This is a genomic window from Klebsiella sp. KPN54798, from assembly GCF_021184225.1.
GTDB classification, from domain to species: domain Bacteria; phylum Pseudomonadota; class Gammaproteobacteria; order Enterobacterales; family Enterobacteriaceae; genus Klebsiella; species Klebsiella pneumoniae.
Map to the genome: position 1 here is coordinate 2080095 of NZ_CP089234.1, position 13496 is coordinate 2093590.

Consider the following 13496-nt stretch of genomic DNA (forward strand, 5'->3'; position numbering starts at 1 on the left):
ATGACCCGTCCGGTAGTGGCCAGCATCGACCTGCTGGCCTTGCGGCAGAATTTACAGATAGTGCGTCGCGCGGCCCCCGGGTCGCGCCTGTGGGCGGTGGTCAAGGCCAACGCCTACGGTCACGGCGTGGCGCGCGTATGGAGTGCGTTAAGCGCGGCGGATGGTTTCGCCTTGCTCAACCTGGAAGAGGCGATCCTGCTGCGCGAGCAGGGCTGGAAAGGCCCGATCCTGCTGCTGGAGGGCTTCTTCCATGCCGATGAGCTGGCGGTGCTGGATCAATATCGTTTAACCACCAGCGTCCACAGCAACTGGCAGATTAAGGCCCTGCAACAGGCGAAGCTGCGCGCGCCGCTGGATATCTATCTCAAGGTGAACAGCGGCATGAACCGGCTGGGCTTTATGCCTGAGCGGGTCCACACCGTCTGGCAGCAGCTGCGGGCGATAAGCAACGTCGGCGAGATGACGCTGATGTCGCACTTCGCGGAGGCGGAGAACCCGCAGGGAATTGTCGAGCCGATGCGCCGTATCGAACAGGCGGCGGAGGGGCTGGATTGCCCGCGCTCGCTGGCCAACTCGGCGGCGACCCTCTGGCATCCGGAAGCGCATTTTGACTGGGTTCGTCCAGGCATCGTGCTGTATGGCGCGTCGCCTTCCGGGCAGTGGCAGGACATCGCCAACACCGGGCTGAAGCCGGTGATGACGCTGCGCAGCGAGATTATCGGCGTGCAGAACCTGCGCCCCGGCGAGGCGATTGGCTATGGCGGCCTGTACCGCACCACCCAGGAGCAGCGGATCGGCATCGTCGCCTGCGGCTATGCCGATGGCTATCCGCGGGTGGCGCCGAGCGGCACGCCGGTGCTGGTGGATGGCGTACGTACCACCACCGTGGGACGCGTGTCGATGGACATGCTGGCGGTCGATTTAACGCCCTGCCCGCAGGCCGGGATCGGCGCGCCGGTCGAGCTGTGGGGCAAAGAGATTAAAATCGACGACGTGGCGGCCAGCAGCGGCACCGTCGGCTATGAACTGATGTGCGCCCTGGCGCCGCGGGTGCCAGTTGTGACCCTGTAACCTATTCCGGGGCGGATCACTCCGCCTCGTCTTCCGCGACCCGCACCCCAACCTTCAGCACGTGATCGTTCTCTTTTTCAGCTACCGTCCACACCATCCCGGCGAACTCCACCTGGTCGCCCACCACCGGCGCGGCGCCCAGCAGCTGCTGCACCACTTCCCCGAGCGACTGCTGATGCTCGCGGAACTCCTCACCGCCGTCGAGACCGTAGATTTGCGCCACATCGGCGAAGCGGGCCTCAGCATCAAGAATGAAGTCGCCGAAAAAGCGCTGATCGAGCGCCACCGGCGGCGACTGGCTGAACATTTTGCCCAGCGCCGGCAGGTCGTGCTCCCGACCAATAACGCACAGGATATCGCCTTCCCGCAGGCGGGTGCTGCCGGTGGGGTGCAGCAGGACATTGTTGCGAAACAGCGCGGCAATCCGCGTCTCCGGTGGCATGTGCAAGTCGCGCAGCGCCGCGCCGATGCACCACTTATCGGCCCCCAGCTGGTAGACAAACTGCTCCCACGGGTTTTCCGGGTGAATATCCAGCCCGACGCGGGAGATGGGCCAGCTGATGGGCGGCACCACCACTTTGGCTTTTTTCGCCGCCCACGACAGCGAAGTGCCCTGCAGCAGCAACGACACCAGCACCACGAAGAAGGCGACATTGAAGAACAGGCGGGCGTTGTCCAGGCCGGCCATCATCGGGAACACCGCGAGAATAATGGGCACCGCGCCGCGCAGGCCAACCCAGCTGATAAACACCCGTTCGCGCAGGTTAAAGCCGCGAAACGGCAGCAGGCCGGCAAACACCGACAGGGGCCGGGCAATGAATATCATCCACATCGACAGCAGCAGCGCCGGGATGGCGATCGGCAGCAGGTCGGAGGGCGTCACCAGCAGGCCCAGCACCAGGAACATGGCGATCTGCGCCAGCCACGCCAGGCCGTCGAAGTTCTGCAGGATGCCGTGCCGGTTGCGGATCGGCCGGTTGCCCAGCAGAAAGCCGCAGAGATAGACGGCGAGGATACCGCTGCCGTCGAGGGAGGTGGTGACGGCAAAAATCATGATCCCGCCGCTCAGCGCCAGCAGCGGATAGAGGCCGGCGGGCAGCACGATGCGGTTAATCATCTGCAGCAGCAGGTAGCCGCCGCCGAGGCCGATGGCGATCCCGAGGCCGAACTGCTGAATGATATGCACGGCGAACATCCAGCTGAGGCCGGTTTGGTGCTGCTGGATCATTTCGATCAGGGTGATGGTCAGGAAGACCGCCATCGGGTCGTTACTGCCTGACTCTATCTCCAGCGTCGAGCCGACGCGCTCGTTGAGCCCCTTGCCGCCGAGCAGCGAGAAGACCGCCGCGGCGTCGGTGGAGCCGACAATGGCGCCGATCAGCAGGCCTTCGATCAGATCCAGCTTGAACAACCAGGCCGCCATCATCCCGGTCAGCGCTGAGGTGATCAGCACCCCAACCGTCGCCAGCGACAGCGCGGGCCACAGCGCGACGCGAAAGGAGCTGGCCTGGGTGCGCATCCCGCCGTCCAGCAGGATCACCGCCAGCGCCAGGTTACTCACCATATAGGCGAAGGGGTAATTGTCGAAGGGGATGCCGCCGATGCCGTCAATGCCTGCCAGCATCCCGATGGCCAGAAAGATGACCAGAATCGGGATGCCAAGGCGCGAAGAAAAGGAGCTCAATAAGATACTGCAGGTTACTAAAACAGAACCCAGAATAAACAGACTAATGACCGCAGCGGCGTCCAATGTTCACGTACTCCCTGACTGGCGTGAAAAAATGGCTAAAAGTGACACTATTTTAACAATTCGCAGGGGATCCGCCTATGCGTTCGGGAAATTTATTCTGTCAGCACCGGATGGCCGCCGATCGTCAGGGTGGTGGCCGCCGCCTGATTCACCAGGCGCGCGCGGGCGCCCAGCGGCAGGGTCACCGTGCGCTGCTCGTGGCCAAACTCCAGTCCGCTAATCAGCGGCAGGGGGAGCTGTTGGCGCAGATAATCAAAAACCTGCGGCAAATCGTATCCCGCGTCATAGTCGTTCGGCGCGCTGCCGGTGAAGCTGCCGAAGATCACCGCTTTCTGCGCCGCCAGCACGCCGCTGTGCAACAGCTGAAGCAGCATGCGCTCGACGCGGAACGGGTGCTCGTTGATATCCTCCACCACCAGGATGCCGTCGCGGATCGCCGGCAGCCACGGCGTGCCGATAAGCGAGGTCAGCATCGCCAGATTTCCCCCCCACAGGGTGCCTTCCACCCGGCAGTTCGGCCCTTCGCCCGGCCATTCGAGGGTGAATTCCGGCTGGCGTAGCGCCTGCCAGAAATGGTGCTCGGTAAACGGGTCGAGGGTCTCCGCGCCGAAGTTGCCGGCGAGCATTGGCCCGCTGAAGGTGATGACGTTGCCCATGGCCAGCAGGCCCGACTGGATAGCGGTGAAATCGCTGTGGCCGCAAATCAGCAGCGGGTCGCGCTGCTGGCGGGCAACCAGCCCCTGCCAGTCGATATGCGGCAGCAGGCGACTGGCGCCGTAGCCGCCGCGCACGGCGAGGACGATCCGGTTGCGGCCGGGCAACTGGGCCAGCTGGTTAATATCGGCCAGCCGTTCATGTTCAGTCCCGGCGAAACGCTGCTGCCGGCGGGGAATGACCTGCTGGTGGGCCACCTCGTGTCCGGCCTGCTGCAGACGCTCGACGCCGCGGGCTGCCGCCTGCTGGTTGATGCAATACCCGGATGGCGCGACCAGATAAAACTGAGACATGATAATTCCTTGCTATGAATGAAAGGGTTATGATGCCGCCTGGAATGGCGATTGTCATCTCCAGGTGGCTAACTTCAGTCCGCACCCGTCATCCTTCAGGTTGTCGGCAGGCGGGAGACGTACCGCGGCCGTCGTTCTGTAGCATGATGGCGTTTGGGTAGATAAGGATAGATGTGTGAAATTGAGATGGTTGCTTATTTTAGTCGTTTTTCTGGCCGGTTGTAGTTCGAAACATGATTACACCAATCCGCCGTGGAACCCTGAGGTCCCGGTGAAGCGGGCGATGCAGTGGATGCCGATCAGTGAAAAAGCCGGCGCCGCCTGGGGCGTGGATCCGCAGCTGATCACGGCGATCATCGCCATCGAGTCGGGCGGTAATCCTGCGGTGGTGAGTAAATCCGGCGCCGTCGGGCTGATGCAGCTCAAGCCGTCGACCTCCGGACGCGATGTCTATCGGCGGATGGGGTGGCGCGGCGAGCCGTCGGTCAGTGAGCTGAAAAACCCGGAACGTAATATCTCGATGGGGGCCGCCTATCTGAGCATTCTGGAGAACGGTCCGCTGGCGGGGATCAAAGACCCGCAGGTGATGCGCTATGCGGTGGTGGTCTCCTATGCCAACGGCGCTGGCGCGCTGCTGCGTACCTTCTCCTCGAACCGCCAGGACGCCATCGAGGAGATTAACGATCTCGACGCCGATGAGTTCTTCGAGCATGTGGTGAAAAAACACCCGGCACCGCAGGCGCCGCGCTATATCTGGAAACTACAGAAAGCGCTGGACGCCATGTAATCCCTCGTTTGGCCTCCGGTAGTCTCCCGGAGGCCACGTCCTCAGAAATCGTAGCCCACGGTGGCTATAACGCTGCGCTCTGCTCCCCAGTAACAGTTGCCGGTGCCATAGCAGCCGGAAATATACTCGCGGTCGCCGATATTGTTGGCGTTAACCTGCACATAAGCGCCTTTCAGCGTTGGCGACCAGACGCCGAGGTCGGCCCGCATCATGGCGTCCATCAGCGTGACCGACGGCAGCCGCGCGGTGTTGGCATCATCCGCCCACTGTTTACCGATGTAGCGGACGCCGGCGCCAACGGAGATCCCCGCCGGGAACTGATAGCGCGCCCAGAAGGAGGCCATCTGATCCGGGGTCAGCTGCGGCGTGTTATTGTCGGTCCCGTCTTTAGTGTCCTGGAAACGCAGACGATTCCAGGTATACGAGGCGATAGTACTCAGCTGCGGGGTGATCTGGTGGTGCGCTTCCAGCTCAACGCCCTGGGAATGGACCTTACCCGCCGGAATATAGGTGGCGGTGGCGATGTTCGGGTCGCGAGTGGCGACATCCTTTTGCGTCAGGTCGTAAATCGCGATGCTATAGAGATCGCTGCTGCCCGGCGGCTGGAACTTCAGGCCGGCTTCAACCTGTTCGGCGGTGGTCGGTTTCAACGGTTTGCCGTCCGCGCCCGGCAGCATCGCCGGGGTGATCGCCTGGCTGTAGCTCAGGTAGGGCGACAGACCGTTGTCCAGGGCGTACAACAGCGAGGCGCGGCCGCTGATATGGTCGTCTGAACGGCGGTTTGAGGTCCCCTGGGTATCGCTGACCTGCTGGGAAACGATGCGGTCGTAGCGGGCGGAAACATCCACATGCCAGCGGTTCCAGACCATCTCATCCTGCAGATACAGCCCGGTCTGGTAATAGCGGCGATTATTGTCGTCGCTGTAGGTAACGGTATGTCCGGTCTGCGCGGTATAGCCGCTAAACGGGTTAAGGGGCGCCGCGCCGCCGGCGCCGGTCCACAGGTCGTTACGGAAGCGATGATATTCGGCGCCGAGGATCAGGGTGTGCGCCAGGTCGCCTGTATTGAAATCGGCGCGCAGGCGGTTATCGGTTGACCAGCCGTCCAGCGAACCGCGCGAACCGCTGTAGCCGCGGGCCAGCATGTCGCTGTCATCTATCCAGCCGACCTGGTAGACCTGATCGAGGGAGACGTTGGTATGGGTGTAGCTCCCGGCGGAATAGACCGACCAGACGTCGGTGAACTGGTGGTCAAACTCATAGCTGTAGATCTGCTGGCGGCGTTGATAGCCATCTCCCGGATCGCCTTCGTTGGTGCTGGGGGAGAGCTTACGGCCATTGTGCGCGTAGCGGGTGCCGTCCAGCGGCAAAGAGCCGTGGTAGCCGCCGGAAGGATCTTTTTGCAGATAGGCGCGCAGCAGCAGCGAGGTGTCGCTGTCCGGCTGCCACAGCAGGGAAGGCGAAATCGCGTAGCGCTCTTCGCGGGTATGGTCATACTGCGTATCGCTGCTGCGGGTCATCCCGATCAGCCGCCATGCCCACTGGTCATTGATGGCGTCGGTGTAATCGAAGGCCGCGCCTTTGGTATTTTGCGTGCCGCCGGTCAGGCGGATGTGGCCCTGCTGGCTGAACTGCGGACGTTTGGAAGTCAGGTTGACCACGCCGCCCGGCACGCTCTGCCCGTAGAGCGCAGAGGAGGGGCCGCGGATCACATCCACGCGTTCGATAAACCACGGGTCGATTTGCAGTACGTTATGGCTGCCGCCGTCGCTCATCAGGCGCATGCCGTCGAGGAACAGGTTATCGACGTCGCCGCCGTGGTAGCCGCGCAGGGAGATGGCGTCGAACCGGGTGGCGCCGCCGCCGAAGCTGGAGTAGACCCCCGGGGTATATTCCAGCGCCTGGCTGATGGTATTCGCCCCCTGATCCGCCATCTGCTGGCGGGTGACCACCGACACCGACTGGGCGGTAGTGATTAACGGCTGGTCGGTTTTCGTCGCCCCGAGCGAGGTGCTGGCGCTGTAGCCCTCCGTCGGCGCGCTGGCGGACGCCGGCGGGGTGGCAGTGACCACCACCGTCTCTTCGGCTTGCGCGGTGAAGGGGAGTGCGACCGCAAGGGCATACAGCAGCCCCGGGCGTTTTCGAGAAATAGCCACGTTCATAAGATCATCCTGAACCAACGCGGTCTGGTACTCCTGTACGCCGCCGCGTGAAAAACGAATCTGTCATTATTCGTTAAAAAGTAATGCGAATTATTATTGTTTGTATTTGTGCGATCAAGCGAAAAGGTGACCTGTTCAACGCGAGGGGGTGGGGAGGTGTTTCCCGCGAGCCGCAGAATGGGTCTGCACGGGACGGTAGTGACCAGGGAGTCCGCTTCCCCCTACCGATTTTGGTAGGGGGCGGCGAAGCGTCAGGAGCCGGTCTTTTGCGGTTCCGCAGGGGCGGGGTCGTTAGCCGCGGGCGCCGCAACAGGTTTGTCCTGCGGTGAAGGGGTTGTCGCCGGACGGGTAGCGGGCAGCGCATCGCAGGGTTTCTCCTGCGGGCAGATCAGATCCAACATCTTCAGGGTGACGCCGTTGGTCCAGCCAAAGCCGTCCTGCAGCGGATATTCCCCGCCGCCGCCGCCGGTGCCGGTCGAGCTCACGTCATACTTCTCCACCAGCTTTTGCTTACTGTCATAGGTATGCTGCACGTTGGTCAGGAAGCGCCAGGTGACCTCCATGGCGATCTTCTGCTGACCATAGTTTTGCAGCCCCTCGACCGCCACCCACTGCAGCGGCGCCCAGCCGTTGGGAGCGTCCCACTGCTGGCCGCTGTTGACGGTGGTGGTGGTCAGCCCGCCGGGTTTAAGCAGGCGCGACTCGGCGGCGGCGGCCACTTTCGTCGCCCGCTCGCGTGACGCGGCATTGACGTACAGCGGGAACAGCGCCGCCGCGGTCAGTTGATTGCGCACCTTGTGGCTTTTCAGATCGTAGTCGGCGTACCATCCCTCTTTATCATTCCACAGGTATTTCTCGATGGCCTGCTGGCGGGCGTTAGCCAGCGCATCGTACTGCGTAGCGCCAGCGCTGTCCCCGGATGCCTTGCTGGCGCGGGCGAGGGTTTTCTCCAGATGGAACATCAGGGCATTGAGATCGACCGGGACAATCGAGGTGGTGCGAATGGTGGCGAGCTGCTGCGGATTGTCCATCCAGCGGGAGCTGAAATCCCAGCCGGAGGCGGCGGCGGAGCGCAGGTCGCGATAGATCTCGGTTGCCGGACGATTCGGGTTGCTTTTGGCGGTTTTGACGTCGTCAAGCCAGGACTCGGGACGCGGGGTGTCGTTATCGTCCCAGTAGCGGTTGAGCAGCGCGCCGTCCGCCATCCGCACCGCCCGTTTGTCGGCGCTGCCGGGAGCCAGCGCGTCCGCTCCGGCCATCCAGTAGCGATACTCTTTCTCCAGCTGCGGCTGGTAGGTTTTCAGCACCTGGTCGCCATCGTGCGTCGCCAGCAGGCTCACCATAAAGGAGAAGAAGGGGGGCTGCGAACGGCTGAGATAATAGGTGCGGTTGCCGTTGGGGATATGGCCCCAGGCGTCAATTTCCGCGGCGAAGTTGGCGACCATATCCTCGATTTTATCCCAGTGACCGCTTTCGGCAAGACCCAGCATGGTGAAATAGCTGTCCCAGTAATAGACTTCGCGGAAACGTCCTCCGGGCACCACGTAGGGCTTAGGCAGCGGCAGCAGCGAGTCCCATTTTTCCACCTCGACGGTGCTGCGGGTCAGGACCGGCCACAGGCCATCGATATGTTGACGCAGAGTTTGCCCTTTGGGCGGCGCATAGGTGTCGTTCTCTTTCGGCAGCGTGAAGTTCAGTTCGACGAAGTGGCGCAGGTCGAAGCTGGCCTGGTTTTTTTGCATCCGGTAATCGGCAAGGATCATCAGCGGATCGCTGTTAGGGATAGCGTCGGCGAAGGTTTTCTGATCGGCAAACAGCTTCGCGCTCTGGACATCATTGAACAGCGGGCCCAGCAGAATATCCGGCGAGGGGGGCGGCGCGGTTTTGCCGTCTTCCGCCTGAGCGTTCAGGCTCATCAGGGCGATCAGAGCGCCGCCGATCGCCAGGCGCAGGGAACAGGGCAAAGCAGCGGGACGACGTGCATCAGTACTCGTCATGGGGAGTTCTCCTTATCATTATCGACTGCGGGCCACGACGTTTGGCCATCCAAAAACCTTAGACGAATATCTGCCGCTGCGCGTGTCAGGGGTAACATTTTGCGCGAAAACAGAGGATTTACCTGCCAGGTCTCCTGAGACCGCCGCGGGCTGGGCCGCCTGGCTGAGGGCGCTGGCGTCCACGATGGCGCAAAAAACGTCGCCCTGCCTCACGACGGTGCAGCCGCCGCCGGGCGCGGGCGGCTGTTTTGGCGATTTTTTGCACAACCAGACGGCGGGGCTGAACCGATTTGCACAACGCCGCGGCGGCAGAGGACCTGGCATAATTAATGCTTATCTCTTAGCGGTATTACCACAAAGTGAGTACAACCGGAGGGGATAGCCATGATTAAAATTACGCTACCTGACGGGCATTATTATGACGAGATGCTGACCGCGCAGGGTGAACAGCGGCCGCACTATAATGCCTGGTGGCAATGGTTTCGCAACACCGATCAATTTTCTATCCGGCAGAAAAAAGCGCAAGCGGAACTGCTTTTTCACCGTATCGGCATCACCTTTAACGTGTACGGCGAGGATGAGGGGACCGAGCGGCTGATCCCGTTTGACAGCGTGCCGCGGATCATACCCGCCGGGGAGTGGCAGCGCATTGACCGCGGCATACGCCAGCGGGTGAAAGCGCTGAACGCCTTCCTCTATGACATCTATCATGAGCAGAATATCCTGCGCGCGGGGCTGATCCCGGCCGAGCAGGTGCTGGCCAACGAGCAGTATCAGCCGTGCATGCAGGGCATCAACCTGCCAAACAACACCTATGCCCATATCACCGGCGTCGATATGGTGCGCAATAACGACGGTCAGTACTACGTGCTGGAGGATAATCTGCGCACGCCGTCCGGCGTCTCCTACATGCTCGAAAACCGTAAGATGATGATGCGCCTCTATCCGGAGATGTTCGAGCAGCATCACATTGCGCCGGTGGAGCGCTACCCAAGCTACCTCCTGCAGACCCTGCGCGAAAGCTCGCTGGTGGATGATCCCTGCGTCGTGGTGATGACCCCGGGTCGCTTCAACAGCGCCTACTTCGAGCACAGCTTCCTGGCGCAGCAGATGGGGGTCGAGCTGGTGGAGAGCGCCGATCTGTTTATTAAAAACGGCGCGGTGTATATGCGCACCACCGAGGGGCCGCGGCGGGTGGATGTGATTTATCGCCGCATCGACGACGCCTGGCTCGACCCGCTGGCCTTCCGCGCCGATTCGATGCTCGGCGTCCCGGGGCTGCTGTCCGTCTATCGCGCCGGCGGCGTAGTGCTGGCCAACGCCATCGGCACCGGGGTGGCTGACGACAAATCGATCTATCCGTACGTCCCGGAGATGATCCGCTTTTACCTCGGCGAACAGCCGATCCTCAGCAATATCCCTACCTGGCAGTGCCGGAAAGCGGAGGACCTGCGCTACGTGCTGAGCAATCTCGAGCTGATGGTGGTCAAGGAGGTCCATGGCGCCGGGGGCTACGGCATGCTGGTTGGCCCGCGTTCGACTAAAGAGGAGCGGGAGGCCTTCCGCCAGCGCCTGCTGGCCAATCCGGCCAACTATATCGCCCAGGACACCCTTGCGCTGTCGACCTGCCCCACCTTCGTTGATGAAGGGCTGTCGCCGCGGCATATCGATTTACGGCCCTACGTGCTGTCCGGGCAGGAGATGCGGCTGGTGCCCGGCGGCCTGACCCGCGTGGCCCTCACCGAAGGGTCGCTGGTGGTCAACTCGTCGCAGGGCGGCGGAACCAAGGATACCTGGGTGATGGAGGATGACGCATCATGCTAAGTCGTACGGCGAGTGAACTGTTCTGGATGGCCCGCTATCTCGAGCGGGCGGAGAGCTACGCCCGGGTGCTGGACGTGACCTGGAAATTATCGATGATCCCCCGCCACAGCCAGCAGTCGCGGGATCTGGCGCTACCGCTGAATTTGTCGATGACCCACGAGTTGTTTCAGGCGCGCCATGCCCGCTTTACCATGAGCAATCTGCTCAACTTTTTTGCCCTTGATGGCAACAACCCCTGCAGTATTTACAGCTGCGTGGAGATGGCGTGGAACAATGCGCACGCCGTGCGCGGCAGTCTGTCGGCCGAAGTGTGGGAGAGCATCAATGCCACCCGCATTGAGCTGCGAAGCCTGCGCCAGCAGGGGCTGGGCGAGCTGGGGAGCGATGGCTTTTTTGAGTGGGTGAAAGAGCGGGTGCATCTGTTTCGCGGGGCAGTGATCGGCACGCTGCTGCGCAACGACGCCCTGAGTTTTATCGGTATCGGCACGCTGATCGAGCGCGCGTTCGCCACCACCCAGCTGCTGCTGATTAAGGATCAACAGCTGACCAACGATCCGGACCCGGTGCGGGAATACTACCGGCTGGATACCCTGCTCAATGCGGTTAGCGCCCGCGAAGCCTACAACAGCCTCTACCGCCAGCCGGTCAGTCGCGAAACGGTGATGGAGCTGCTGATCCTGCGCAACGATATTCCACGTTCGCTGCGCGCCAGCATTGCCGACCTGGTGGGCGAGCTGGAGAAGATTGCCAACGATCGTTCTTATCAGCCGTTGCGCCTCGCCCATCAGCTCAACGTTGACCTGCGCTTCAGCACCCGTGACGACCTGGCGCAGGCGGACCTGCAGACCACCCTTAACGGGCTGCTGGCGAGAATTAACGCGCTGTCCGACAGCATCAGACAAACCTACCTGGAGGCCTTATGAAACTGGTCATCGATCATCTCACCCGCTATGGCTACGATGAAGAAGTGAAGTTTTCCACCCAGTATCTGCGCCTGACGCCGCGCAGTACCGCCCGGCAGACGATCACCGCCTGGACGCTGACCCTGCCGGACGGCGCGGCGGTGACCACTACCGACGGCTGGGGCAATGTGCTGCATGTGCTGACGCTGGATAACCCGCACAAGGAGATCACCATCCGCGCCAGCGGGATTGTCGATATCGCCGACGAAGGGGAGGAGACGCGTGATGAAGAGGCCGAGCTGCTGTCGCCGCTGGTTTTTCTGCGCTGTACGCCGCTAACCCGCGCCGATACGGCGATCCGTGAGTTTGCCCAGCGCCTCTATCGTCCCGATGCGGCGGAAGAGAGTCTGAATCAACTGATGGCGGATCTGCTGTTAAGAATGCCATACTCCCCCGGCGCGACCCAGGTGCAGGACTCCGCCGCCGACGCCTTCGCCCGCGCGAAGGGGGTGTGCCAGGATCATACCCATGTTTTTCTCGCCTGCTGCCGCGCGCTGGAGATCCCGGCGCGCTACGTCAGCGGCTATGTCTACAGCGATAACGCCCAGCATGTGGCGATGCATGCCTGGGCGGAAGTCTGGCTCGACGGCCGCTGGCTGTCGTTTGATATCACCAATAATACCCGTCGCCTGAATCAGCATTTACGGCTGGCGACCGGGCTGGATTATCTCGACGCCTGCCCGGTACGGGGCACCCGGCTGGGCGGCGGCGGGGAGATTATGTTAACTAACGCTGAAGTGCGCGAACACAGCCAGCAGGCGCAGCAGCAATAATACGGGAATAACCGCAATGACCTACTGTGTGGCCATGTGCCTGGCGGATGGACTGGTGTTTGCTTCCGACTCCCGCACCAACGCGGGCGTCGACCATATTGCCACTTTTAAAAAGCTGCACGTTTTCCATCAGGAGGGGGAACGGGTGCTGGTGCTGCAATCCGCCGGCAATCTGGCCACCACCCAGAGCGTGATAAGCCTGCTCAGCGCGCGCATCCGTACCCAGCAGGAGCCGAATCTGATGCAGGTCACTTCCCTCTACGACGCCGCGATGCTGATCGGTAAAACGCTGCTGGAGGTGATCCAGCGCGACAGCAGCAACCAGCAGACCTGCAGTAACACCAACTTCAACTGCAACCTGCTGCTTGGCGGCCAGATCGCCGGCGAAACCCATCGTCTGTTCCATATTTATCCGGAGGGCAACTTTATTGAAGCCACCCGCGACACGCCTTATTTCCAGATTGGCGAAAGCAAATACGGCAAACCGATCATCGATCGGGTGCTGACCATCGACACGCCGCTGGAGCAGGCGATGTGCTGCGCGTTGATCTCCATTGACTCGACGCTGCGCAGTAATCTGTCCGTCGGCCTGCCGCTGGATACGCTGCTCTACCGCAGCGGCAGCTTCAGCAGTGCCGGGCAGCATCGCATCACCGACAGCGATCCCTACTTCAACCGCATTCGCAAGGCGTGGTCCGAAGGGCTGTTGCACACCTTCCAGACTCTGCCGACCTGGACGCCAGCGGAGCGGGAAGAGGAGTAGTCGCTGTGACGCTCCCCGGTATCGTCGGCGCGAAGGCGGGTAAGGCGCTGGAGTCCTTAAGTATCCTCGACCTGGCGGTAAAATTTCAGCAACAGCGGTAAAAAAATTAACGACAGGCAGCACGCATCGTAGGCCGGGCAAGGCGCAGCCGCCGCCCGGCACAAAAGCGACGCCGCTGTTCTTGTCCGGCCTGGGAAAGGGGCTTTCGGGCTGTACTAAGTATTTTCCTGCGTTGTATCTGAGTACGTTGCACGTCTGGCGAGGTTCTCTGCATTTAATTGTGGTGCGAAGGCCAACAGGAGGTCAGCCCGCGAACGAAACGTGATATACAACCGAAACGCAGGTTCGGTGAAACGTAATAAGAAATATGTGATACCAGGATAATTAAAGCATTCATGCC

Annotated in this window: 9 protein-coding genes and 2 pseudogenes; 7 read left to right on the plus strand and 4 right to left on the minus strand. The window is 61.7% G+C overall.

Annotated elements, in window-relative coordinates:
* The gene (gene dadX, locus LPQ25_RS09930) at positions 1 to 1071 is read left to right on the plus strand and encodes a catabolic alanine racemase DadX (RefSeq protein ID WP_002910887.1); all 1071 of its coding nucleotides are present in this window, start codon (positions 1 to 3) and stop codon (positions 1069 to 1071) included.
* An 82-nt stretch (positions 1072 to 1153) separates the two neighbouring features.
* Here the strand turns inward: dadX and LPQ25_RS09935 are convergent.
* A pseudogene (locus tag LPQ25_RS09935) lies at positions 1154 to 2821 on the minus strand (potassium/proton antiporter); the annotation flags it as partial.
* Positions 2822 to 2913: 92 nt separating this feature from the next.
* Complete coding sequence (gene ldcA, locus LPQ25_RS09940) at positions 2914 to 3828, minus strand: muramoyltetrapeptide carboxypeptidase (RefSeq protein ID WP_009484352.1); 915 nt, start codon at positions 3826 to 3828, stop codon at positions 2914 to 2916.
* Between the two features lie 175 nt (positions 3829 to 4003).
* Here ldcA and emtA point away from each other — a divergent pair, with 175 nt between their 5' ends.
* On the plus strand, positions 4004 to 4615 hold the full coding sequence (gene emtA / locus LPQ25_RS09945; protein WP_002910846.1) for a membrane-bound lytic murein transglycosylase EmtA: 612 nt from the start codon (positions 4004 to 4006) through the stop codon (positions 4613 to 4615).
* A 41-nt stretch (positions 4616 to 4656) separates the two neighbouring features.
* On the opposite strand, the gene LPQ25_RS09950 is transcribed toward emtA, so the two are convergent.
* Together LPQ25_RS09950 and LPQ25_RS09955 are read right to left on the minus strand one after the other, a co-directional pair.
* Complete coding sequence (locus LPQ25_RS09950) at positions 4657 to 6777, minus strand: TonB-dependent siderophore receptor (RefSeq protein ID WP_014907348.1); 2121 nt, start codon at positions 6775 to 6777, stop codon at positions 4657 to 4659.
* A gap of 251 nt (positions 6778 to 7028) precedes the next feature.
* Positions 7029 to 8774: an alpha,alpha-trehalase gene (locus LPQ25_RS09955; protein WP_014907349.1), complete on the minus strand. Its 1746-nt coding sequence runs from the start codon at positions 8772 to 8774 to the stop codon at positions 7029 to 7031.
* A gap of 184 nt (positions 8775 to 8958) precedes the next feature.
* Between LPQ25_RS09955 and LPQ25_RS09960 the strand changes: the two are divergent.
* From LPQ25_RS09960 to LPQ25_RS09980, 5 genes and pseudogenes are all read left to right on the plus strand, one after another.
* Positions 8959 to 9087: pseudogene (locus LPQ25_RS09960) on the plus strand (biopolymer transporter TonB); the annotation flags it as partial.
* A 71-nt stretch (positions 9088 to 9158) separates the two neighbouring features.
* On the plus strand, positions 9159 to 10598 hold the full coding sequence (locus LPQ25_RS09965) for a circularly permuted type 2 ATP-grasp protein (RefSeq protein ID WP_004180417.1): 1440 nt from the start codon (positions 9159 to 9161) through the stop codon (positions 10596 to 10598).
* Complete coding sequence (locus LPQ25_RS09970; RefSeq protein ID WP_004184646.1) at positions 10592 to 11521, plus strand: alpha-E domain-containing protein; 930 nt, start codon at positions 10592 to 10594, stop codon at positions 11519 to 11521. The genes LPQ25_RS09965 and LPQ25_RS09970 overlap by 7 nt, the downstream gene beginning before the upstream one ends.
* Positions 11518 to 12333 carry a transglutaminase family protein gene (locus LPQ25_RS09975; protein ID WP_002910832.1) on the plus strand — a complete coding sequence of 272 codons (816 nt, stop codon included), beginning with the start codon at positions 11518 to 11520 and terminating at the stop codon, positions 12331 to 12333. Before LPQ25_RS09970 ends, LPQ25_RS09975 begins: the two co-directional genes overlap by 4 nt.
* Positions 12334 to 12349: 16 nt before the next feature.
* Positions 12350 to 13096 carry a proteasome-type protease gene (locus LPQ25_RS09980; protein ID WP_002910830.1) on the plus strand — a complete coding sequence of 249 codons (747 nt, stop codon included), beginning with the start codon at positions 12350 to 12352 and terminating at the stop codon, positions 13094 to 13096.
* The last annotated feature ends 400 nt before the right edge of the window (positions 13097 to 13496 follow it).

Coding starts and splice junctions, on each gene's coding strand:
- dadX (WP_002910887.1), top strand. CDS start 1: ATGACCCGTCCGGTAGTGGCCAGCATCGACCTGCTGGCCTTGCGGCAG.
- ldcA (WP_009484352.1), bottom strand. CDS start 3,828: ATGTCTCAGTTTTATCTGGTCGCGCCATCCGGGTATTGCATCAACCAG.
- LPQ25_RS09950 (WP_014907348.1), bottom strand. CDS start 6,777: ATGAACGTGGCTATTTCTCGAAAACGCCCGGGGCTGCTGTATGCCCTT.
- LPQ25_RS09955 (WP_014907349.1), bottom strand. CDS start 8,774: ATGACGAGTACTGATGCACGTCGTCCCGCTGCTTTGCCCTGTTCCCTG.
- LPQ25_RS09965 (WP_004180417.1), top strand. CDS start 9,159: ATGATTAAAATTACGCTACCTGACGGGCATTATTATGACGAGATGCTG.
- LPQ25_RS09970 (WP_004184646.1), top strand. CDS start 10,592: ATGCTAAGTCGTACGGCGAGTGAACTGTTCTGGATGGCCCGCTATCTC.
- LPQ25_RS09975 (WP_002910832.1), top strand. CDS start 11,518: ATGAAACTGGTCATCGATCATCTCACCCGCTATGGCTACGATGAAGAA.
- LPQ25_RS09980 (WP_002910830.1), top strand. CDS start 12,350: ATGACCTACTGTGTGGCCATGTGCCTGGCGGATGGACTGGTGTTTGCT.